The organism is Enterobacter cloacae complex sp. 385G4 (assembly GCF_057320665.1).
In genome coordinates, this window is sequence record NZ_JBXWDD010000012.1 from 1 (window position 1) to 22218 (window position 22218).

Annotated in this window: 24 protein-coding genes and 1 other annotated feature; of the genes, 10 read left to right on the top strand and 14 right to left on the bottom strand. The window is 54.0% G+C overall.

Annotated features, from left to right (window positions below):
- Window positions 1-369 precede the first annotated feature (369 nt).
- The 3 genes from clpB to rluD all read right to left on the bottom strand — a co-directional run bounded on the left by clpB (window position 370) and on the right by rluD (window position 4781).
- Window positions 370-2943, bottom strand: a complete 2574-nt coding sequence (gene clpB / locus AC2FAJ_RS20870; RefSeq protein WP_041908644.1) for an ATP-dependent chaperone ClpB — start codon at window positions 2941-2943, stop codon at window positions 370-372.
- Window positions 2944-3072: 129 nt separating this feature from the next.
- Window positions 3073-3804, bottom strand: a complete 732-nt coding sequence (yfiH, locus tag AC2FAJ_RS20875) for a purine nucleoside phosphorylase YfiH (RefSeq protein ID WP_163332857.1) — start codon at window positions 3802-3804, stop codon at window positions 3073-3075.
- Window positions 3801-4781 (bottom strand): 23S rRNA pseudouridine(1911/1915/1917) synthase RluD, encoded by a 981-nt coding sequence (rluD, locus tag AC2FAJ_RS20880; protein ID WP_028014116.1) that lies wholly within the window; start codon window positions 4779-4781, stop codon window positions 3801-3803. The genes yfiH and rluD overlap by 4 nt, the downstream gene beginning before the upstream one ends.
- 131 nt (window positions 4782-4912) lie before the next feature.
- Between rluD and bamD the strand changes: the two genes are divergently transcribed.
- The 4 genes from bamD to pheA all read left to right on the top strand — a co-directional run bounded on the left by bamD (window position 4913) and on the right by pheA (window position 7680).
- On the top strand, window positions 4913-5650 hold the full coding sequence (gene bamD / locus AC2FAJ_RS20885) for an outer membrane protein assembly factor BamD (RefSeq protein WP_023308867.1): 738 nt from the start codon (window positions 4913-4915) through the stop codon (window positions 5648-5650).
- 268 nt (window positions 5651-5918) lie between these two features.
- Window positions 5919-6260 carry a ribosome-associated translation inhibitor RaiA gene (raiA, locus tag AC2FAJ_RS20890; RefSeq protein WP_214578413.1) on the top strand — a complete coding sequence of 114 codons (342 nt, stop codon included), beginning with the start codon at window positions 5919-5921 and terminating at the stop codon, window positions 6258-6260.
- 103 nt (window positions 6261-6363) lie between these two features.
- Window positions 6364-6489 (top strand) — a sequence feature (Phe leader region).
- Window positions 6365-6412, top strand: a complete 48-nt coding sequence (pheL, locus tag AC2FAJ_RS20895) for a pheA operon leader peptide PheL (RefSeq protein ID WP_100249759.1) — start codon at window positions 6365-6367, stop codon at window positions 6410-6412. (Overlaps the previous feature by 48 nt.)
- Window positions 6490-6519: 30 nt before the next feature.
- Complete coding sequence (gene pheA / locus AC2FAJ_RS20900) at window positions 6520-7680, top strand: bifunctional chorismate mutase/prephenate dehydratase (RefSeq protein ID WP_028014117.1); 1161 nt, start codon at window positions 6520-6522, stop codon at window positions 7678-7680.
- Here the strand turns inward: pheA and AC2FAJ_RS20905 are convergent.
- Genes AC2FAJ_RS20905 through aroF form a run of 3 tightly spaced genes read right to left on the bottom strand, consistent with a single transcriptional unit; the run spans window position 7677 to window position 10812 of the window.
- Window positions 7677-8549: an SMP-30/gluconolactonase/LRE family protein gene (locus tag AC2FAJ_RS20905; RefSeq protein WP_041908639.1), complete on the bottom strand. Its 873-nt coding sequence runs from the start codon at window positions 8547-8549 to the stop codon at window positions 7677-7679. The genes pheA and AC2FAJ_RS20905 overlap by 4 nt on opposite strands.
- Before the next feature lie 60 nt (window positions 8550-8609).
- The gene (gene tyrA / locus AC2FAJ_RS20910; RefSeq protein ID WP_028014119.1) at window positions 8610-9731 is read right to left on the bottom strand and encodes a bifunctional chorismate mutase/prephenate dehydrogenase; all 1122 of its coding nucleotides are present in this window, start codon (window positions 9729-9731) and stop codon (window positions 8610-8612) included.
- A 10-nt stretch (window positions 9732-9741) separates the two neighbouring features.
- Window positions 9742-10812: a 3-deoxy-7-phosphoheptulonate synthase AroF gene (gene aroF, locus AC2FAJ_RS20915; protein ID WP_041908638.1), complete on the bottom strand. Its 1071-nt coding sequence runs from the start codon at window positions 10810-10812 to the stop codon at window positions 9742-9744.
- Between the two features lie 213 nt (window positions 10813-11025).
- Here aroF and AC2FAJ_RS20920 point away from each other — a divergent pair, with 213 nt between their 5' ends.
- The 4 genes from AC2FAJ_RS20920 (at window position 11026) to AC2FAJ_RS20935 (ending at window position 13801) form a co-directional block, all read left to right on the top strand.
- Window positions 11026-11400, top strand: coding sequence for a DUF2799 domain-containing protein (locus AC2FAJ_RS20920; protein ID WP_041908636.1), 375 nt, complete (start codon window positions 11026-11028; stop codon window positions 11398-11400).
- A gap of 228 nt (window positions 11401-11628) precedes the next feature.
- Window positions 11629-12090, top strand: coding sequence for a regulatory sequestration protein YfiR (gene yfiR, locus AC2FAJ_RS20925; RefSeq protein WP_369797228.1), 462 nt, complete (start codon window positions 11629-11631; stop codon window positions 12088-12090).
- The gene (gene dgcN, locus AC2FAJ_RS20930; RefSeq protein WP_041908632.1) at window positions 12083-13303 is read left to right on the top strand and encodes a diguanylate cyclase DgcN/YfiN; all 1221 of its coding nucleotides are present in this window, start codon (window positions 12083-12085) and stop codon (window positions 13301-13303) included. The genes yfiR and dgcN overlap by 8 nt, the downstream gene beginning before the upstream one ends.
- Before the next feature lie 12 nt (window positions 13304-13315).
- A complete protein-coding gene (locus AC2FAJ_RS20935; RefSeq protein ID WP_028014123.1) occupies window positions 13316-13801 on the top strand; it encodes an OmpA family protein in 486 nt (161 codons plus the stop codon).
- Window positions 13802-13803: 2 nt separating this feature from the next.
- Here the strand turns inward: AC2FAJ_RS20935 and AC2FAJ_RS20940 are convergent, their stop codons facing one another.
- From AC2FAJ_RS20940 to ffh, 7 genes are all read right to left on the bottom strand, one after another.
- Window positions 13804-15174, bottom strand: a complete 1371-nt coding sequence (locus tag AC2FAJ_RS20940; protein ID WP_485454488.1) for a PepSY-associated TM helix domain-containing protein — start codon at window positions 15172-15174, stop codon at window positions 13804-13806.
- Between the two features lie 39 nt (window positions 15175-15213).
- Window positions 15214-15618 carry a DUF2946 domain-containing protein gene (locus tag AC2FAJ_RS20945; RefSeq protein ID WP_048957936.1) on the bottom strand — a complete coding sequence of 135 codons (405 nt, stop codon included), beginning with the start codon at window positions 15616-15618 and terminating at the stop codon, window positions 15214-15216.
- A 132-nt stretch (window positions 15619-15750) separates the two neighbouring features.
- Window positions 15751-16098 (bottom strand): 50S ribosomal protein L19, encoded by a 348-nt coding sequence (rplS, locus tag AC2FAJ_RS20950; RefSeq protein ID WP_002914145.1) that lies wholly within the window; start codon window positions 16096-16098, stop codon window positions 15751-15753.
- Window positions 16099-16141: 43 nt separating this feature from the next.
- Window positions 16142-16909: a tRNA (guanosine(37)-N1)-methyltransferase TrmD gene (gene trmD, locus AC2FAJ_RS20955; RefSeq protein ID WP_014832949.1), complete on the bottom strand. Its 768-nt coding sequence runs from the start codon at window positions 16907-16909 to the stop codon at window positions 16142-16144.
- Between the two features lie 31 nt (window positions 16910-16940).
- The gene (gene rimM, locus AC2FAJ_RS20960; RefSeq protein WP_028014127.1) at window positions 16941-17480 is read right to left on the bottom strand and encodes a ribosome maturation factor RimM; all 540 of its coding nucleotides are present in this window, start codon (window positions 17478-17480) and stop codon (window positions 16941-16943) included.
- Window positions 17481-17495: 15 nt separating this feature from the next.
- Window positions 17496-17744, bottom strand: a complete 249-nt coding sequence (rpsP, locus tag AC2FAJ_RS20965; protein WP_022649067.1) for a 30S ribosomal protein S16 — start codon at window positions 17742-17744, stop codon at window positions 17496-17498.
- Between the two features lie 116 nt (window positions 17745-17860).
- Window positions 17861-19222 carry a signal recognition particle protein gene (gene ffh, locus AC2FAJ_RS20970; RefSeq protein ID WP_003863132.1) on the bottom strand — a complete coding sequence of 454 codons (1362 nt, stop codon included), beginning with the start codon at window positions 19220-19222 and terminating at the stop codon, window positions 17861-17863.
- Between the two features lie 166 nt (window positions 19223-19388).
- Here ffh and AC2FAJ_RS20975 point away from each other — a divergent pair, with 166 nt between their 5' ends.
- Together AC2FAJ_RS20975 and AC2FAJ_RS20980 are read left to right on the top strand one after the other, a co-directional pair.
- The gene (locus AC2FAJ_RS20975) at window positions 19389-20180 is read left to right on the top strand and encodes a cytochrome C assembly family protein (protein WP_032645009.1); all 792 of its coding nucleotides are present in this window, start codon (window positions 19389-19391) and stop codon (window positions 20178-20180) included.
- A gap of 19 nt (window positions 20181-20199) precedes the next feature.
- Window positions 20200-21486 carry an HlyC/CorC family transporter gene (locus AC2FAJ_RS20980; protein WP_032644905.1) on the top strand — a complete coding sequence of 429 codons (1287 nt, stop codon included), beginning with the start codon at window positions 20200-20202 and terminating at the stop codon, window positions 21484-21486.
- A 51-nt stretch (window positions 21487-21537) separates the two neighbouring features.
- Here the strand turns inward: AC2FAJ_RS20980 and grpE are convergent, their stop codons facing one another.
- On the bottom strand, window positions 21538-22131 hold the full coding sequence (gene grpE, locus AC2FAJ_RS20985; protein ID WP_032644906.1) for a nucleotide exchange factor GrpE: 594 nt from the start codon (window positions 22129-22131) through the stop codon (window positions 21538-21540).
- Window positions 22132-22218 lie beyond the last annotated feature (87 nt).

Sequence of the window (22218 nt, forward strand, 5' to 3'; positions counted from 1 at the left end):
TTGGTATTCATTTTTCGTCTTGCGACGTTAAGAATCCATGTCACTTTGAGTGCCCACACAGATTGTCTGATAAATTGTTAAAGAGCAGTGCCGCTTCGTTTTCGCTGCGGCGCGGGGTGTGCATATTACGCTTTCCCGCTTCAGAGTCAAGCGTTTGTTTCGCTTTTCTCTGCTGACCCGGCGGCGTGTGTGCCGTTGTTCCGTGTCAGTGGAGGCGCATTATAGGGAGTAATTCCGAAGCTGCAAGGATAAAGTGAAAATTATTTACTGACTGCTCACTTTCCAGGCAAAACGCATCCCAGACCTCAATTTACGCCTGGTTTTTAAACAAAAACGAGCCGCAAGCGGCTCGTTTTTGCATTTTGTGACTTACTGCACTGCCACAATACGATCGTCGTTGGCTTCCAGACGGATAACTTTGCCCGGAATCAGTTCTCCGGAGAGGATCTGCTGCGCCAGCGGGTTTTCGATCTGCTGCTGAATAGCACGTTTCAGTGGACGCGCACCATAAACCGGATCGTAACCATTCTCGCTCAGCAGCTTCAGCGCATCGTCGGAGATGTGAATTTCATATCCACGCTCTTCCAGACGTTTGTACAGACGCTGCAGCTGGATCTGCGCAATCGACGCAATGTGTTTCTCACCCAGAGGATGGAATACAACCACTTCGTCAATACGGTTAATGAACTCCGGACGGAAGTTATGGCTCACCACACCGAGCACCAGATCCTTCATATGGCTGTAGTCCAGCTCACCGAAACGTTCCTGAATCAAATCGGAACCCAGGTTCGAGGTCATGATGACGACCGTATTACGGAAATCGACCGTTCTCCCCTGCCCGTCTGTCAGACGACCATCATCCAGCACCTGAAGCAGGATGTTGAACACATCCGGATGCGCTTTTTCCACCTCATCCAGCAGGATGACGGAATAAGGACGCCGGCGCACCGCTTCGGTCAGGTAGCCGCCCTCTTCATAACCCACATATCCCGGAGGCGCACCGACCAGACGCGAGACGGAGTGTTTCTCCATGAACTCGGACATGTCGATACGCACCATCGCATCGTCGCTGTCGAACATAAAGTTTGCCAGCGCTTTACACAGTTCGGTTTTACCGACACCGGTCGGCCCCAGGAACAGGAACGAACCGATCGGGCGATTTGGATCGGAAAGCCCAGCACGGCTACGGCGAATAGCGTTGGAGACCGCTTCAACCGCCTCGTCCTGACCAATCACCCGCTGATGCAGATCCTGCTCCATACGCAGCAGCTTATCGCGTTCGCTTTCCATCATGCGCGCCACCGGAATACCGGTCCAGCGAGCGAGCACTTCGGCAATTTCGGCATCCGTCACTTTATTACGTAACAGACGCATGGTTTTTCCTTCAGACTGCGTGGCGATCTCAAGCTGTTTCTCCAGCTCAGGGATTTTGCCGTACTGCAGTTCAGACATACGTGCCAGGTCACCCACACGGCGAGCCTGCTCAATGGCAATTTTGGCCTGTTCGAGTTCAGCTTTAATGGTCTGCGTGCCAGAGAGGGAGGCTTTCTCGGCTTTCCACTCTTCTTCCAGCTCAGAATACTGGCGCTCTTTATCGTCCAGCTCTTCATTGAGCATATCCAGGCGTTTCTTACTGGCTTCATCAGACTCTTTTTTCAGCGCCTGCTGTTCCAGCTTGAGCTGAATGATGCGGCGGTCGAGTCGGTCCAGTTCTTCCGGCTTCGAGTCAATCTGCATACGAATGCTCGACGCCGCTTCATCGATCAGGTCGATTGCTTTATCAGGCAACTGACGATCGGCGATATACCGATGCGAAAGCGTCGCCGCCGCAACGATGGCCGGGTCAGTAATTTGCACATGGTGGTGCAGTTCATAACGCTCTTTCAGACCACGCAGGATCGCGATGGTATCTTCAACGCTTGGCTCAGCAACAAACACTTTCTGGAAGCGACGTTCCAGAGCGGCATCTTTCTCAATGTACTGACGATACTCATCAAGCGTAGTGGCACCAACGCAGTGAAGTTCACCACGCGCCAGCGCAGGTTTCAGCATGTTCCCGGCATCCATCGCGCCGTCAGCCTTACCAGCCCCCACCATGGTGTGCAGTTCGTCGATAAACAGAATGACGTTGCCTTCCTGTTTCGCCAGGTCGTTAAGCACGCCTTTCAAACGCTCTTCAAACTCACCGCGGTATTTCGCCCCGGCCACCAGCGCGCCCATATCCAGCGCCAGTACGCGGCGGCCTTTCAACCCTTCCGGCACTTCACCGTTTACGATACGCTGCGCAAGCCCTTCAACGATAGCGGTTTTACCGACCCCCGGCTCACCAATCAGTACCGGGTTGTTTTTGGTACGACGCTGCAGTACCTGAATCGTACGGCGGATCTCTTCGTCACGGCCGATAACCGGGTCAAGTTTGCCCTGCTCGGCACGTTCGGTCAGATCGACCGTAAATTTCTTCAAAGCCTGACGTTGGTCTTCGGCTCCCTGATCGTTCACGCTTTCACCTCCGCGCATTTTCTCAATCGCCTGAGTCACATTGGCGGTGGTTGCACCGGCAGATTTCAGCAGGTCGGTCAAGGTACCGCGTGATTCAAGCGCCGCCAGAACAAAGAGCTCCGACGAAATAAAGTTGTCCCCACGTTTTTGCGCCAGCTTGTCGCAAAGGTTCAGCACGCGCACCAGATCCTGCGACGGTTGAACGTCGCCGCCGGTACCTTCTACCTGCGGTAAACGGCTCAGCGCCTGATCGATAGCGGTGCGTAACTGGCCAGCATTAATGCCAGCAGACGTTAATAAAGGACGTACCGATCCCCCTTCCTGATTCAGCAAGGCGCTCATTAAATGAAGAGGTTCGATGAATTGGTTGTCGTGCCCCAGTGCAAGGGACTGGGCATCGGCGAGAGCAAGCTGGAATTTATTAGTAAGACGATCCAGACGCATAACTCCTCCCATAACAGGTCAAATTTGCTACTGGAGATTAAATGAGGTCATCCCTCAATTATTCAAGGTTAATGACCTGAATTATGTGAAAAGAAAACGGCACGTGCCGGATCGTCTTGATTCTTTAGGTTATATCAGCCAAATGAAACTTGCCATACGACCCGTCGTCTTGTCGCGGCGATAGGAGAAAAAATCATCCTTTTCGGTGAACGTACAGCGATCGCCGCCGAAGATCTGCGTTACGCCAATATTATTCAGACGCTGGCGGGCAAGCTGGTAAATATCCGCCAGATATTTTTCCCCGGCAGGCAGAAAGGCCTCAATGGCTTGCGGATCTTTTTCCATGAATGCTTCGCGAACCTCCGGCCCCACTTCAAAAGCACGAGGGCCAATCGCCGGACCTAGCCAGGCCATGATATAGGCGGGATCATCATTGAAGCAGGCGACGGTCTCTTCCAGCACGCCCTCGCATAAGCCACGCCAGCCCGCGTGCGCTGCTGCTACCTCCGTACCGGCACGGTTACAAAACAGAACCGGCAGACAATCGGCGGTCATTACGGCACAAACCGTACCCGGCGTATTACTGTAAGAAGCATCGGCGCGTTTGGAAGCGTAAGGTTCTCCCGTCAGCTTCAGTACCGCTTTGCCGTGAACCTGCTCCAGCCAAACCGGTTTCGACGGCAGATTTCCCGCAGCAAACAGACGCGTGCGGTTCTCTTCAACGTGTTCCAGGCTGTCGCCGCAGTGCGCGCCGAGGTTTAAAGACTCCCACGCGCCCTGGCTCACGCCGCCAATACGGGTCGAACTACAGGCGGCCACGCCTGCAGGCAGCGGCCACTCCGGGACAATCAGTTTGGTCATAACCAGTCCACTTGATCCTTATGTTCTTCGAAATCGGCACGCATGGCATCAATGAGTTCCACCATATCCTGCGGGATAGGCGCATGCCATTCCATCTGGATACCACTGATCGGGTGATAAAGACGCAGCATGGTCGCGTGCAGCGCCTGACGATCGAATTTACGCAGTACGCTGATGAACTCATCCGACGCGCCTTTTGGCGGACGCGGACGACCGCCGTACACCTGATCCCCCACCAGCGGATGGGTAATGTGCGCCATGTGTACGCGGATCTGGTGAGTACGACCGGTTTCCAGGCGCAGGCGCAGGCGGGTATGAATACGGAAGTGCTCCATAATGCGATAGTGCGTCACAGCCGGTTTACCCATCGGATGCACCGACATATGGGTACGTTTCGTCGGGTGACGGCTGATCGGCTCTTCTACCGTGCCGCCAGCGGTCATGTGTCCAATCGCCACCGCTTCATATTCGCGAGTAATCTCACGCAGCTGCAGCGATTCCACCAGACGGGTCTGAGCGGGAACGGTCTTCGCCACCACCATCAGACCGGTGGTGTCTTTATCCAGACGGTGAACGATACCGGCACGCGGGACATCCGCAATCGGCGGATAATAATGAAGAAGTGCGTTAAGTACCGTACCGTCTGGATTCCCTGCGCCCGGATGAACAACCAGGTCGCGCGGCTTGTTGATCACCAGAATGTCATCATCTTCATAGACGATGTCCAATGGGATATCCTGCGGCTCGAAGCGGATTTCCTCTTCGATTTCAGCATTGATGGCAACAGCTTCCCCACCAAACACTTTCTCTTTTGGTTTGTCCCAGATCTTGCCGTTTACCAGCACGCGCTGGTCAAGGATCCATTCTTTTATGCGTGAACGCGAATAATCAGGGAACAATTCGGCCAAAGCCTGATCTAAGCGTTGACCGAGCTGATTTTCGGAGACTGTTGCGGTGAGTTCTACTCGTTGTGCCATAAACTGCTTCTTTGTTTAACGTTGGGTTTTACGGCTTTGCCGTTTAATATAGTGTGCTATTGTAGCTGGTCTTAATCGGGAGCAGGAACAGAGTTTCTCCCGGACAAACATTTGAGGAAAGTCAAAACGTCATGACGCGCATGAAATATCTGGTGGCAGCGGCCACGTTGAGCCTGGCTTTGGTGGGCTGCTCCGGTTCGAATGAACAGGTCCCTGACAATCCGCCGAATGAAATCTATGCGACTGCACAACAAAAGTTGCAGGACGGTAACTGGAAACAGGCGATAACGCAACTGGAAGCGTTGGATAATCGCTATCCATTTGGTCCGTATTCGCAGCAGGTACAGTTAGATCTTATCTACGCCTACTACAAAAATGCCGATCTGCCGCTGGCTCAGGCAACTATCGATCGTTTCATGCGTCTGAACCCGACTCATCCTAACATCGACTACGTCATGTACATGCGCGGCCTGACCAACATGGCGCTGGACGACAGCGCCCTGCAGGGCTTCTTCGGCGTAGATCGCTCCGACCGTGACCCGCAGCATGCGCGCGACGCCTTCAATGACTTCTCCAAGCTGGTGCGCGGCTATCCGAACAGTCAGTACGTCACCGACGCGACCAAACGTCTGGTGTTCCTGAAAGATCGTCTGGCGAAATATGAGTACTCCGTTGCGGAATACTATACCCGTCGTGGCGCATGGGTTGCCGTGGTTAACCGCGTAGAAGGTATGCTGCGTGATTACCCGGATACTCAGGCAACGCGCGACGGCCTGAAGCTGATGGAAAATGCTTACCGTCAGATGCAGATGACCGCTCAGGCTGAAAAAGTGGCGAAAATCATCGCCGCGAACAGCAGCAACACGTGATAGCGTTTCAATGCAAAACGGCAGCCCGAAGGCTGCCGTTTCTTTATTCAATTCAGACATCCGCTGAAGCGCTTTAGCCTCAACACATCCCGTCAACTATGACCGCAATTCGTACCTTCCACAAGGTAAATCTCATCTCTTCCTGCCCTGCCTCACAAAAAAGATTCCCTGACAAAAACCGACAAAATAACGTGATCTAAATCACACATTTTGACATTAGGTCGGGTATGCTGGAATCACCAAGACGGAAAGACAAGAGGTAAAATTTATGACAATGAACATTACCAGTAAACAAATGGAAATTACTCCGGCAATTCGCCAGCACGTCGCAGACCGTCTCGCCAAACTGGATAAATGGCAAACACATTTGATTAATCCACATATCATCCTGTCCAAGGAGCCTCAGGGTTTCATCGCTGACGCAACTATCAATACTCCAAACGGCCATCTGGTCGCCAGCGCAAAACATGAGGATATGTACACCGCAGTCAACGATTTGATCAACAAGCTGGAACGGCAGCTCAATAAAGTGCAACACAAAGGTGAAGCCCGTCGCGCCGCAACGTCGGTGAAAGACGCCAGCTTCGCGGAAGAAGTTGAAGAAGAGTAATCCTTTAAATTGAGTGTACCGCCAACGCGCCTTCGGGCGCGTTTTTTATTGACAGGGTGAAAACAGTACGGGTACTTTAACGGTATCAATCACAGGATGACTTTATGAAACTTACGCCGTTCTTCTTCGCATTCTTTTTTACCTTCCCCTGAACGGGAGGCGTTTCGTCGTGTGATAAAGAATGCGAAGACGAACAACAAGGCCTCCCACACCGGGGGGCCTTTTTTATTGATAACGATAAAATGAGACAGGCAACACTATGACACCGGAAAACCCGTTACTGGATCTGCGAGTAAAAATCAGCGCGCTGGATGAAAAATTACTGGCGCTGCTGGCCGAACGTCGCGCCCTCGCCGTTGAAGTGGGCAAAGCCAAGCTGGACTCTCATCGCCCGGTGCGTGATATCGACCGCGAGCGCGATCTGCTGGAGCGTCTCATCCAGCTCGGTAAAGCGCATCACCTCGATGCCCATTACATCACCCGGCTGTTCCAGCTCATCATCGAAGATTCCGTTCTGACCCAGCAAGCGTTACTCCAGCAGCATCTCAATAAAACCAACCCGCACTCGGCGCGCATCGCCTTCCTTGGGCCTAAAGGCTCCTACTCTCATCTGGCCGCACGCCAGTATGCCGCACGTCATTTTGAAGAGTTTATTGAGAGCGGCTGCGCAAAATTCGCCGATATTTTTAACCAGGTTGAGACCGGCCAGGCGGATTACGCCGTGGTGCCGATTGAAAACACCAGTTCCGGTGCCATCAACGACGTTTACGATCTGCTGCAGCATACCAGCCTGTCGCTGGTCGGCGAGCTGACGATCCCTATCGATCACTGCGTGCTGGTCTCCGGTTCAACGGACCTGAACACGATCGAAACGGTCTACAGCCATCCGCAGCCTTTCCAGCAGTGTAGCCAGTTCCTGAACCGCTATCCGAACTGGAAAATTGAGTACACCGAAAGCACCTCGGCGGCAATGGAAAAAGTAGCGCAAGCCAACTCCCCAACCGTTGCTGCGCTCGGCAGCGAAGCGGGCGGCGCGCTGTATGGCTTACAGGTTCTGGAACGCAATCTTGCTAACCAGACGCAAAACATTACCCGCTTCGTGGTGCTGGCCCGCAAGGCAATCAACGTGTCAGACCAGGTGCCGGCAAAAACCACGCTGCTGATGGCGACCGGCCAGCAGGCGGGCGCGCTGGTAGAAGCCCTGCTGGTGCTGCGCAACCACAATTTGATCATGACCAGGCTGGAATCACGCCCAATCCACGGTAATCCATGGGAAGAGATGTTTTACCTCGATATCCAGGCCAACCTGGAATCTGCATCCATGCAGAAAGCCCTGCGCGAACTGGGTGAAATTACCCGTTCAATGAAAGTGCTGGGCTGCTATCCGAGCGAAAACGTCGTCCCGGTCGATCCAAGCTAGCATTCGATAAAACGGCTTTTCTTCATCCCTGCCACATTAACCGGCAGGGTGAAGACGGCTCCGGAAAGCGGATACTTCGCCACCTCCTCCGCATCCATATTTTCCCGCGTGGTGGTAATGAACAGCGTTTTCATATCGTCGCCGCCAAAGCAGACCATCGTCGGGCAACGCACCGGCATGCGGTATTCTTCCAGTTGCTCCCCTTGTGGAGAAAAACGTGCGATACGCCAGCCGTCAAACAGCGCGCTCCAGTAGCAGCCTTCCACATCCATCGCCGCACCGTCCGGTATCCCCTCGCCCTCTTTAAACTGACGAAACACCCCACGCCTGCCGGGTTCGCCCTGCTCGTTAAGCGGCGTGCGGTAAATTACGCCGTTTGGCGTGTCTGAGGTAAACATCCACTGTTTATCCGGGGTAAACGCTAAGCCGTTGTGCCCGTGAATATCGCACTGGATCACTTTCGGCGTCAGGTCATTGTCGATGCGCATCAGCAGGGCACCGTTGTAATCTCCCGGCCCCCAGAACGTGCCCGCATAGAACCGGCCCTGATGGTCGGTGCCCCCATCGTTAAAACGTGCGAGTTGCGGGTTAGAGGGGTTATCACACACCTTGCGCTGCAGGAGCCCATGCTTATCGGCAAGCCAGATGCCGTTGCGCATAGCGACGATAAAACCGCCTCGCTCACGCAGGGCAAAGCAGCCCACCTCTTCATGGAAGGAAAGCACGGTATGTTCCCCCGTCGGCAGGTGGTAGCGGTGGATCTCCCCTTCCAGAATATCAGCCCAGTAAAGCGCATTTTCTTCTGCGCTCCACGTCGGGCATTCGGGCAGATGCCCGGTGTAGTTTAACAGCAGCTGCGGTTCAGCCATGACAGTTCCCCAAAATGAAAAAAGCCAGCATTGCTGGCTTTCAGTATATACATCATTGGATTACTGGCGACTGTCATTTGCCTGGCGCAACAGCGTGCGGCTTTCACTCTGGAAACGCGTGGCGTAATCGCCGAACCAGTGCTCCACTTTGCGGAAGCTGTCGATAAACGCCTGCTTGTCTCCGTGCTCCAGCAGCGTAATGGCTTCGCCAAAGCGCTGATAGTAGCGCTTGATCAGCGCCAGATTATTTTCAGACGACATGATGATGTCGGCGTAAAGCTGGGGATCCTGCGCAAACAGACGCCCGACCATCGCCAGCTCAAGACGATAGATCGGTGAAGAGAGCGCCAGCAGCTGTTCAAGCTGCACGTTCTCTTCCGCCAGATGCAGACCGTAGGCAAAGGTCGCAAAGTGGCGCAGCGCCTGAATGAACGCCATGTTCTGATCGTGCTCGACCGCGCTGATGCGGTGCAGCCTCGCGCCCCAGACCTGAATCTGTTCCAGGAACCATTGATAGGCTTCAGGCTGACGGCCGTCGCAGTAAACCACCACCTGCTTTGCCAGGCTGCCGCTGTCCGGGCCAAACATCGGGTGCAGCCCGAGCACCGGGCCCGTATGCGCAGCCAGCATCGCCTGCAGAGGACCGTTTTTAACGGAAGCCAGATCCACCAGAATGCAGTCTTTTGGTAAAGGAGGAAGCTTCCCGATGATCTGCTCCGTCACGTGGATCGGCACGCTGACGATAACCATTCCGGCATCTTTCATCAGTTCTGGTGCTTGTGCCCAGTCCTCTTTTTCCAGAATGCGCACCTGATAGCCAGAAAGCGTCAGCATTTTCTCGAACAGACGCCCCATCTGCCCTGCTCCGCCAACAATCACCACCGGACGCAGGGACGGACAGAGGGTTTTAAAGCCCTTGTCGTTTTCGCTGGAATAGGATTCCCGCATCACGCGACGCAGAACATCTTCAATCAAATCCGGCGAAACGCCCAGCGCCTGCGCCTCTTTACGACGGGAGGCCAGCATTGAGGCTTCGCGCTCCGGGACGTAAATCGGCAGGCCGTATTTGCTTTTCACCTCACCGACTTCGGCAACAAGCGCCATGCGGCGCGCCAGCAGGTCCAGCAGCGCCTTATCCACTTCATCAATTTGATCGCGCAGTGCGGTCAATTCAGCAACCATAACTACCCTCTTAAGCCAGACGCGTCGCCAACTGGCCGCTTAAATCTTTATGGATCTCACGCAGCAGCGCATCGGTGGTTTCCCAGCTGATGCAGGCATCCGTCACGGAGACGCCGTGCTTCATCGCGCTGCGCGGCTGTTCTGATGACTGATTACCTTCATGAATGTTGCTCTCAATCATCAGGCCGATAATCGAACGGTTTCCGTCTTTGATCTGTGCGACCACGGATTCCGCAACCGCTGGCTGGCGACGGTAATCTTTATTCGAATTACCATGACTGCAATCTACCATCAGTGCCGGACGCAGTCCCGCCTGTTCCATCTCTTTTTCACACTGCGCCACGTCCGCCGGGCTGTAGTTTGGCGCTTTACCGCCGCGCAGGATCACATGACCGTCCGGGTTGCCCTGCGTTTGCAGCAGGCACACCTGGCCCGCCTGGTTGATCCCAACAAAGCGGTGCGGCATGGCGGCGGCGCGCATGGCGTTGATCGCCGTCGCCAGGCTGCCATCGGTACCATTTTTGAAGCCAACCGGCATCGACAGGCCAGACGCCATCTCACGGTGGGTTTGCGATTCAGTCGTACGCGCACCAATTGCGGACCAGCTAAACAGATCGCCCAGGTATTGCGGGCTGTTTGGATCCAGCGCTTCGGTTGCCAGCGGCAGCCCCATGCTGACCAGTTCCACCAGCAGGCGACGCGCAATCTTCAGGCCTGCTTCCACATCAAACGAGCCATCCATGTGCGGATCGTTGATCAATCCTTTCCAGCCAACCGTCGTACGTGGCTTTTCAAAATAGACGCGCATCACCAGGTAGAGGCTATCGCTGACCTCCTCCGCTAATGCTTTAAATCGACGCGCATACTCAATGGCGGTTTCAGGATCGTGAATAGAGCAAGGACCACAAACCACCAGCAGGCGCGGATCGCGGCCGGCAATAATGTCAGAAATGGTCTGGCGAGAGTGCTCGATCTGAGCCTCCTGCGCGGCGCTCAGCGGAAACTCCGCTTTCAGTTGATCCGGGGTAATCAAAACCTGTTCGTCAGTGATATGTACGTTGTTCAGCGCGTCTTTTTGCATGATAGCGATCCTGTAAAGCTCGTTTGCGATAGTTGTTTTCCTCAGTGAGGTGAAACCACGATACCATAAAAAGTAAACATTTCAATCCAAAATACGTACACATTAGTTTACATTGGCACAATAAAGGCAAAAATCAGCCGCTAAAATCGTAAAGTTTAAATTACACTCTAAATTTCTCCCGCCAGGCTATGCTGAAGAAAAAGGAGAAGGGTTATGCGATCGATTGCTTTCGTCCTGCTGTCGCTGTTTTTATCGGGCTGCCAGATTAATCCTTACACTTTCCAGCCCAACTGGACGAGCCCGGACTGGTTCAGCGCGGGTAAAGAAGACGCCATAAATGGCCTGCCGGTTAAAGATAACCAGACCCTGGCCGATAGTTTTAACGACCCCCACGTCGATCGTAATGAATATCTTCGCGGCTATGCTGATGGTCAGAAGAAAGTGTGTGAAGAAGGCTTTATTCATGCATGGGGATTAGCGGGCAAATCTTATCCAGCCAGTTGTGATACTGTTGAAAATGCAGCGAAACTGCATGCGTCATGGCAAAAAGGTATGGATGAAAGTATGCGTTCCAGCAGGCTTAATTAAGTCTGCTTTTATTCTTTGGAAAATAAACAACTGTAGGATTTAGCTTAGGTCAGCCATGGGCTATTTCTGACATAATGACGGTTCTGATAAACAATGGTATTCTGCCCGCAACTCTTAAGGACATCTATTTCCGGAGCGGTACGGCGGATTCTGGTGAGAAATTTATACTTGAACTCTTTGTTCCGACTCACTCTGGTGCTAATGCTGTTCCTTATGGTGGGCCCGGCGATGGCAGGCGCGCTCTCGGAGACAGATAAATCGGTACGTTCTATTGTCTCAGGCATAGTGAGCTATACGCGATGGCCGTCGCTTTCCGGTCAGCCTAAACTCTGCATCTATGCCACTTCTCACTATACGCACGCGCTCAGCGAAGACCAGGGGCATAACGAGTTACCTTATACCCCCGTTATTGTACGTAACGATCGGGAAGCCCTGGCCGCGACATGCGATGCTGTTTATTTCGGGACTGAACCACCTGCGAAACAACTTGAATTAATAAGTCAATATCAGGGCAGAGCATTGCTATTAATCTCAGAGCAAAATCCGGAATGTGTTATTGGCAGCGCCTTTTGCCTGATAATCGATCGTGACCAGGTGCGATTTTCCGTCAATCTGGATGCGTTGACACGCAGTGGCGTCAGGGTTAACCCGGATGTATTGATGCTTGCACGGAATAAGCAGCATGGATAAAGATTTCATCTCGACGCAGCGTCCGACCTTTAAAAGAACGCTGAGGCGAAACAGCATGATAAGCGTCATCATCACAATGACGTTAATATGGCTATTGCTCTGTTTTGCCTCGGTCGTAACATTAAAACAATACGCGCAAAAAAATCTCGAATTAACCGGCGCCACAATGAGCCACAGCCTTGAAGCCTCTCTGGTTTTCAACGATTCACTGGCGGCCAACGAAACGCTCGATGCGCTGGGTAAGCAGGGGCAGTTTGCCGTAGCAGAAGTCATCAACGGGCATAAAAAGCGCTTTGCCTACTGGTCCTGGAACCCGAAGGATAATAACGACACGCTGGGGGCGCTGGTCAGCCGCTGGCTTTTCCCCGTTCCGGTTGCGCAGCCCATCCTGCACAACGGCGCGAAGATAGGTGAAATACGTCTTACCGCGCGTGACAGCCTTATCAGCCATTTCATCTGGATGTCGTTTGCCGTCCTCACCGGCTGTATTCTTTTTGCAACCGTCGTCGCGCTCACCATTACCCAGTCTCTGCACCGCGGCATGGTCACGGCGCTGCAAAATATCACCGACGTTGTGCATGACGTCCGCACCAATCGCAACTTTTCCCGTCGGGTGAAAGATGGGCGCATTGAAGAATTCCATCAGTTTGGAGAAGACTTCAACAGCCTGCTGGACGAGATGGAGGAGTGGCAGCTTAAGCTCCAGGCGAAAAACGCTCAGCTGCTTCGTACCGCCATGCACGACCCGCTCACCGGTCTTGCTAACCGCGCTGCGTTTCGTAACAGTATTGCGGCATTAATGAATGACCCCTCGGCAAAAACAAACTCGGCCCTGCTCTTCCTCGACGGTGATAATTTTAAGTTTATTAACGACACCTGGGGACACGCGGCAGGAGACTGCGTGCTGATTGAAGTCGCCAGCAGGATGGTGGAATTTGGCGATAAACGCCATCAGTCCTACCGCCTTGGCGGTGACGAATTTGCCATGGTGCTGTACGGGGTGCATTCTGAACCAGAGGTTCAACACATTTGTGCTGCGCTAGCGCAGCAGTTTATCCGTCCGTTTGATCTGCATAACGGACAAAAAGCATCGATGTCACTCAGCATTGGCTTTGCTCTGGCGTGGGAAAATGCTTCCGTGGAAGCATTACTGGAGAGGGCTGACCGCAACATGTACCAGGTTAAAAACCAGCGTACGAAAACAATAAGTTAGAAAGGATACACTATGTTAAAACGTTACTTCGCGCCGTTAGTTATGGCCTCACTGGTTCTGGCAGGCTGTCAGTCGCCGCCCCAGGGCAAATTTACTCCTGAGCAAATCGCGGCGATGAAGTCATACGGTTTTAACGAACTGAACGGCGACTGGTCGCTTGGTATGTCGGACACCATCCTCTTTGATAAGAATGACGCCAGACTGCGCCCGGAAAGTGAAACACAGATCCAGTCTATGGCCTCTCGTCTGGCGAAAACTGGCCTGAATCACGCGCGAATGGACGGTCATACGGATAATTACGGTGAAGCAAGCTACAACGAAGCCCTGTCGTTAAAACGCGCCAATGCCGTGGCCGACGCGTGGGCGAAGGGCGCGAATATCCCGCGCAGCAATCTCACCACCCGGGGATTAGGCCAAAAATATCCGATTGCGAGCAACAGCACTGCACAAGGGCGCGCTGAAAACCGCCGGGTGTCAGTGGTTATCAGCGCGCCATAGGATTATTTAGCGGATGATTCGGTGAGCGACACGCCTGTTGCCGCTCGCCAGCGCAGCCAGTCAATCAGAACAAACAGCGCCAGACTCACGCCCATCACCGGCAAAGCCAGCCCCAGCAGTGCGCTGATGACCACGGTAACACCTCTTCCCCACCCTGACAGCGCCAGCCAGCTCTGAGTAAGCGTCTGCACCGGATTCATTGCCGACTGTGCCGGACGACGCATCCACCACATCCGGTATCCCCAGATGATAAGCACGCACAGGGCAAGGCCGAAGGCAACGAGCAGCAGCTGATTCACCAGCCCGAATAAGATCCCCATATGGAAATCCACGCCCCAGCGGGTCAGTTTTGCCATGAGCGGGAAATCCTCGAATCGGGTTCTGTCGAGGATCTGCATCGTACCGGGATCAACCGCAACGGCGTCCACCTGAGTCGGCCAGCTGCGGTCGATTTCCGTCACTGTCCATGCGCGATCCATTGTTTTCGCCGGGCGGATCTCCAGCCTGTTGGCATCAATCCCCCCTTTACGCGCCGCGCTTAACACACCGTCAAACAGCGTCAGATCCATCGCCATTTCCGGCATCACCATTCCGCCGTGATGGCCACGGTGTTCGGCGTGCTCATCCACGCTCTCCGGCACGCCGGAGAGCGTCGTGTTCACCTGCGGGGTTAGCCAGTTCAACTCAGCGCGCAGCTTATCAACATTCCCCCCCGCCCACTGGGACCAGGTCAGGCCGGTTGCAGAGAAGAGCAGCATGCCCCCCAGTAATATCCAGCCGAGCGTCACATGCACCCGACGGCGGTTCTGGAAGCGATTGTTAATCCGGCGTTTTGGTCGGGTATAAAACCACAGGGCAATCCCTCCCAGTGCGGCCACCCACATCCAGGAAGCGGCCAGTTCGCTATAGAGCCGCCCGATATCGCCCAGCATCAGAGAGGTATGCAGATAATCAATGGTCTGACGCAGCGGTAAAATCCCGCTGGTGCCGTACACCGTCATATCCCCCAGCACCGCCAGGCTTACCGGATCGATAAAGATCGCCCGGTTTTCCGAGGGCCCCAGCGTCGGGTCAGCAAACATCACGCGGGTGGTTTCACCTTCAACCAGCCCCGGGCGAACGGCGTGCAAACGCAAATCTGAGCCAACGGCCTTTTCCGCCGTGGCGATTTGTTCCGCCAGCGGCTTCGGTTCGCCCACGGAATTCGTGTGGAGCGCGTCCCGGTAGAGCGCATTCTCGAGCTGCGGGGTCGCCACGTACAGCGTACCGGTCAGCGCGGCGAAGAAGATAAACGGGCCGACAAATAGCCCGACGTAGAAATGGAGGCGACGCAGCAGGTTTCCCCATGCCGCGCGCGGTGTGCAGGTAGTCATACTTTTCCTTTTTAAGGCAAAAAGTTATCGATTGAGTTTTTAAAGGGAAAAAGCAGACTTCCGCGGCGGCGCGCGGGTATCAGGGTAAAGCCAGGGGAAAAAGTGCCAGTGGCTGACCGCCTGACGTGGCGGCTTAACGCGAAGCCTCTGCAGCACGATACTGAGCAGCACAATCAGCGCGAGCATCACGCCCGGCACGTGGGCTAACAGCACGCAGTAGCCGCACGCTTCCGCATGGTCGACCGGCATCGTGTGCGGCATATCGCCGTGATGCTCGTCCATCGACATCATGCTCATGTCATGATGCATGCCCGGCATGGCGCTCATGGGGTCTTTCTGCAACGAGACGGAGATAAGGGGTGCCACCACGATCAGCAGGATCGCAAACAGCGCGGTCAATGCCGCTGCGCGTTTCCGGTTTTGCTGATGCAGTACGTTATCCACTTCCCCTCCATTCAAGAGGCAAGCATTGTAAATGATTTATGACGAAAGGGTTAATGCGAGAGGTGCGATGGGATAAAAAAAGGGCCAGCCTTTCGGCTAGCCCTTTCTAACAGGATGTCGCTTAAGCGAATCTTAGTTCAGACGCTCTTTAATACGAGCAGACTTACCAGTACGCTCACGCAGGTAGTACAGTTTAGCTTTACGTACAGCACCACGACGTTTAACAGCAATGCTGTCAACTACCGGAGAGTGAGTCTGGAAGACACGCTCAACGCCTTCGCCGTTGGAAATTTTACGAACAGTGAATGCAGAGTGCAGACCGCGGTTACGAATAGCGATAACCACGCCCTCGAATGCCTGCAGACGTTTTTTGGAACCTTCAACAACCCATACTTTCACTTCCACGGTGTCACCTGGACGGAAGGAAGGTACGTCCTGCTTCATCTGCTCTTGTTCAAGTTGCTTAATAATGTTGCTCATAATTTAATCTCTTATCCTGGGTAAACTGATATTCGGGAGCGTATTACGCATTCCCATCATGTTCATGCTGCTGGTGCGCGTGTTCGGTTTTGAACTCGGCCAGCAACTTTGCTTGCTCTTCAGTCAGAGCCAGGTTTTCCAGAAGTTCAGGTCTTCTAAGCCAGGTTCGGCCCAGCGACTGCTTCAAACGCCAGCGACGTATCTCGGCATGGTTTCCAGACAGTAACACTGCCGGTACTTCCATCCCTTCTAACACTTCAGGACGAGTATAGTGTGGACAGTCCAGCAATCCATCGGCAAAGGAATCTTCCGTTGCCGAAGCTTCATGGCCCAGTACCCCCGGAATAAACCGGGCGACGGAGTCAATCAGCGTCATTGCCGGTAACTCACCACCGCTGAGAACGTAATCGCCGATAGACCATTCTTCGTCAATCTCGGTTTGAATTACGCGCTCATCTATCCCTTCGTAGCGCCCACAGACCAGAATCAGCTTTTGATTCGTCGCCAGTTCGCTCACGCCCGCTTGATCAAGCTTGCGTCCCTGAGGTGACAGATAAATCACCTTTGCGCCTTCACCTGCCGCGGCTTTTGCTGTGTGAATGGCGTCCCGTAAGGGTTGCACCATCATTAACATCCCCGGTCCGCCGCCGTAAGGACGATCGTCCACGGTACGGTGCCGGTCATGAGTAAAGTCACGAGGACTCCAGCTCTGGATGCTCAGCAGGCCATTCTTTACTGCCCGGCCAGTTACCCCGTAATCGGTAATCGCGCGGAACATTTCAGGAAACAGGCTAATTATGCCAATCCACATAGCGCCGTCTTTTACCGTTTATCCGGAGAATTTAAAAACCAGGATCCCAATCTACTTCAATGGTTTGAGTAGCGAGATCGACTTTCTTGATAACCTGTCCATCGAGGAACGGGACCAGCCGCTCCTTGATGCCAAATGCATCTTTCAGGTTTGCCTTAATGACGAGAACGTCATTTGACCCGGTTTCCATCATATCGATGACTTTCCCCAGGCTGTAACCTTCAGTGGTGACTACCTGGCAGCCCATAAGGTCTTTCCAGTAGTAGTCGCCCTCTTCCAGCTGTGGCAACTGCGACGAATCCACGACAATTTCACAATTAGTCAGCGCATTCGCGGCATCACGATCGTCAATGCCTTTCAGCTTGATGATGATGTCCTGATTGTGGTGACGCCAGCTTTCCAGCTCGACCTCTTCCCACTTACCGGCTTTCTGGATGAACCAGGGCTGGTAATCAAAAATGCTATCAGCGTCTTCAGTGGAGGAAAACACTCTGAGCCAACCACGGATACCGTAGCAAGAACCCATTTTTCCCAATACGATCGGTTCAACAGGTGCTTTATTGCTCATCATGACCACCGTGACAGATTAAGCTGCTTTGTTTGCTGCTTTGATCAGCGTAGCAACGCGATCGGAAACAGTAGCGCCCTGGCCAACCCAGTGAGCGATACGATCCAGATCCAGACGGGTTTCTTCTTCTGCGCCAGAGGCCAGTGGGTTGAAGAAACCAACGCGCTCGATGAAGCGACCGTTGCGTGCATTACGGCTGTCAGTCACAACAACCTGGTAGAACGGACGCTTTTTAGCGCCGTGACGTGCTAAACGAATAGTTACCATAACATCCTCTTGTGTGAATAAAACAACCGGGCCCCATCGAGGAACGGAGCCCGGGTGTCATATTAAAAGCCCGAAAATTTTACTCATTTTCGGGCAAAAAGCAATCTCAAAAGCGATTAACGCCCTGGAAAACCGGGAGGCATCATGCCTTTCATGCCGCGCATCATCTTCGCCATGCCGCCTTTCTTCATTTTCTTCATCATGCGCTGCATGTCGTCGAACTGTTTCAGAAGGCGGTTAACGTCCTGCACCTGCATGCCGCAACCGGCAGCGATACGGCGCTTACGGGAACCTTTGATGATTTCTGGCTTGGCTCGTTCTTTCAGCGTCATGGAGTTAATGATCGCCTCCATACGCACCAGCACTTTGTCATCCATCTGGGATTTAACGTTGTCAGGGATCTGGCCCATGCCCGGCAGTTTGCCCATCAGGCTTGCCATGCCGCCCATGTTTTTCATCTGACGCAGCTGCTCAAGGAAGTCGGTCAGATCGAAACCGTCACCTTTTTTCAGCTTGCTGGCGAGCTTTTCAGCCTGCGCGCGGTCGACCTTGCTCTCGATATCTTCGATCAGCGACAGCACGTCGCCCATGCCAAGGATACGGGAGGCGATACGGTCCGGGTGGAACGGCTCCAGCGCTTCGGTTTTCTCGCCCACGCCGAGGAACTTGATCGGCTTACCGGTGATATGACGAATAGAAAGCGCCGCACCGCCGCGGGCGTCGCCGTCGACTTTGGTCAGCACCACGCCGGTTAACGGCAGCGCTTCGTTAAACGCTTTCGCGGTATTCGCCGCATCCTGACCGGTCATGGCGTCAACGACAAACAGGGTCTCTACCGGGTTGATAGAAGCGTGCACCTGCTTGATTTCGTCCATCATCGCTTCGTCAACGTGCAGACGACCGGCGGTATCCACCAGCAGCACGTCGTAGAATTTCAACTTCGCTTCTTTCAGCGCGGCGTTAACGATGTCGACAGGCTTCTGGGCAACGTCGGACGGGAAGAAGTCCACGCCGACCTGCTCGGCCAGCGTTTCCAGCTGCTTGATCGCCGCCGGGCGATAGACGTCCGCAGAGACCACCAGCACTTTCTTCTTGTGCTTTTCGCGCAGGAATTTACCCAGCTTACCGACGCTGGTGGTTTTACCCGCACCCTGCAGGCCCGCCATCAGCACCACGGCCGGCGGCTGAGCCGCCAGGTTAAGCACCTGGTTCTCTTCGCCCATCGCCGAAACCAGTTCGTTACGAACGATTTTGACGAACTCCTGACCCGGGGTCAGGCTCTTGTTAACTTCATGACCAACCGCCTTCTCTTTTACGCGGTTGATAAAATCACGAACAACCGGCAACGCCACGTCTGCTTCCAGCAGCGCCATGCGCACTTCGCGCAGCGTTTCCTTGATGTTCTCTTCAGTAAGGCGTCCGCGGCCGCTGATGTTGCGCAGCGTGCGCGACAAACGATCGGTTAAATTATCAAACATTGTCTCTCGCCTGAGTAGAAACGTTGGGCCGCATTGAGCGACACATACACAGAATTTTGCCGGAGTATAACATGAAGGCGCCTTTGTTGTTATGCAACGGTTGGAGCAGGCGTCACGTAACGTTATACTGCTTCTCTTTCTTATTAAGACAACTGTCGATGCCTATATGCCTGTTTTCGCACTGATCGCCCTTGTTGCCTACTCTGTCAGCCTCGCGCTGATTATTCCCGGACTGCTGCAAAAAAACAGCGGCTGGCGGCGCATGGCTATTCTTTCGGCGGTCATCGCACTGATAAGCCACGCGTTTGCGCTGGAATCACGCATCATTCCCGGCGACGGCAGCGTGCAAAACCTGAGCGTCCTCAACGTCGGCTCGCTGGTCAGCCTGATGATCTGTACGGTAATGACCATCGTCGCGTCTAAAAATCGCGGCTGGCTGCTGCTGCCGATTGTCTATACCTTCGCGCTGATCAATCTGGCTTTAGCCACTTTTATGCCTAATGAATTCATTACGCATCTGGAGGCGACGCCGGGGATGCTGGTGCACATCGGCCTGTCACTGTTCGCCTATGCGACGCTGATCATCGCCGCGCTTTACGCCATGCAGCTCGCCTGGATTGATTACCAGTTGAAAAACAAAAAGCTGGCGTTCAACCATGAAATGCCGCCGCTGATGGTCATTGAGCGTAAGATGTTCCACATCACCCAGATAGGCGTGGTGCTGCTGACCCTCACGCTTTGCACCGGCCTGTTTTACATGAAGAACCTGTTCAGCGTGGAGAATATCGATAAAGCAGTGCTCTCCATCATCGCGTGGTTTGTCTATATTGTCCTGTTGTGGGGCCATTATCATGAAGGCTGGCGCGGTCGTCGCGTCGTCTGGTTCAACGTCGCGGGTGCGGGCATTCTCACCCTTGCCTATTTTGGCAGCCGCTTCATACAGCAATTTGCTGGCTAAGTTATAAAAGGAGTTCCCCCTGGAACACATCTCTACCACCACGCTGATCGTTATCCTGATCGTCATGGTGGTCATCTCCGCCTATTTCTCCGGCTCGGAAACCGGCATGATGACCTTAAACCGTTACCGGTTGCGTCATCGTGCTAAACAGGGTAACCGTGCCGCCCGCCGCGTTGAAAAACTGCTCCGCAAGCCGGATCGGCTGATAAGCCTGGTACTTATCGGCAACAACCTTGTCAATATTCTGGCCTCAGCCCTCGGCACCATCGTTGGGATGCGCCTGTACGGCAATGCCGGGGTCGCGATTGCCACCGGCGTGCTGACGTTTGTGGTGCTTGTGTTTGCCGAAGTACTGCCAAAAACCATCGCCGCGCTTTACCCGGAAAAGGTGGCCTACCCGAGCAGCTTCCTGTTGGCGCCGCTGCAGATCCTGATGATGCCGCTGGTCTGGCTGCTGAACATGGTCACGCGCGTTTTAATGCGGATGGTGGGGATCAAAGCCGACGTCACTATCAGCAGCGCGCTCAGCAAAGAAGAGCTGCGCACCATCGTGAACGAATCCCGCTCGCAGATCTCCCGGCGCAATCAGGATATGCTCCTGTCGGTGCTGGATTTGGAAAAAGTGAGTGTGAATGACATCATGGTGCCGCGCAACGAGATCGTCGGTATCGACATCAACGACGACTGGAAAGCCATTGTCCGCCAGCTGACGCACTCTCCGCATGGGCGCATCGTGCTCTATCGCGACTCGCTGGATGACGCCATCAGCATGCTGCGCGTGCGCGAAGCCTACCGTCTGATGACCGAGAAAAAAGAGTTCACCAAAGAGGTGATGCTGCGCGCCGCCGACGAGATTTACTACGTGCCGGAAGGTACGCCGCTCAGCACGCAGCTGGTTAAATTCCAGCGCAACAAGAAAAAAGTCGGCCTGGTGGTCAACGAGTACGGCGATATTCAGGGCCTGGTGACGGTCGAAGATATTCTGGAAGAGATTGTGGGAGACTTTACCACGTCGATGTCCCCTTCCCTCGCGGAGGAAGTGACTCCGCAGAACGACGGTTCGGTGCTGATTGACGGTAGCGCGAACATCCGTGAACTCAACAAAGCCTTTAACTGGCATTTGCCGGAAGATGAAGCTCGTACCATGAACGGGATGATTCTGGAAGCGCTGGAAGAGATCCCAGCGGCGGGCACGCGGGTGCGCATTGAGCAGTACGATATTGATATCCTGGACGTGCAGGACAATATGATTAAGCAGGTGAAGGTGCTGCCCGTCACGCCACTTCGGGAAAGTATTGCCGAATAAAGCGTAGGCCGGGTAAGGCGAATGCCGCCACCCGGCACTACAGGTAGCAAATTAGGCTTTCGCTTTCGCCACGGTCACCATCGCAGCGCGAATGGTACGGCCGTTCAGGGTGTAACCTTTCTGCATCACGCCCAGCACTTTACCGGCTTCAATCTCTTCAGATTCCACCATCGCAATGGCCTGGTGAACGTTTGGATCCAGCGGCACATCGGTATCCGCAATCACTTCCACGCCAAACTTACGCACGACGTCAAGCATGGATTTCAGCGTCAGTTCGATACCTTCGATCATCGCCGCGTTATCCGGATTCGCTTTGTCAGCCACTTCCAGCGCGCGGTCGAGGCTATCGATCACCGGCAGCAGTTCGTTGACGAATTTCTCCAGCGCAAATTTATGCGCCTTCTCAACGTCCTGCTCGGTGCGACGACGCAGGTTTTCCATTTCCGCCTTGATGCGCAGAACGGTGTCGCGTTCGCGATTCTGTGCTTCTACCAGTTGGGCTTCCAGATTCGCAATTTTTTCATCGCGCGGGTCCACCTGCTCAGCAGATGCGTCTGGCTCTACAGCCTCAACTTCATCATGCTGTTCCGTGATAATTTCTTCAGGGGCTTGCCCCTCAGGCGTTTTCTGTTCTTTACTACTCATGAATTTCTCCGCGTTTTTCTGCATTCATCTCGCTAACTTCGCTTATTATGGGGATCAGTTTCCTGGATTCAAGGGAACAAGAGAGAT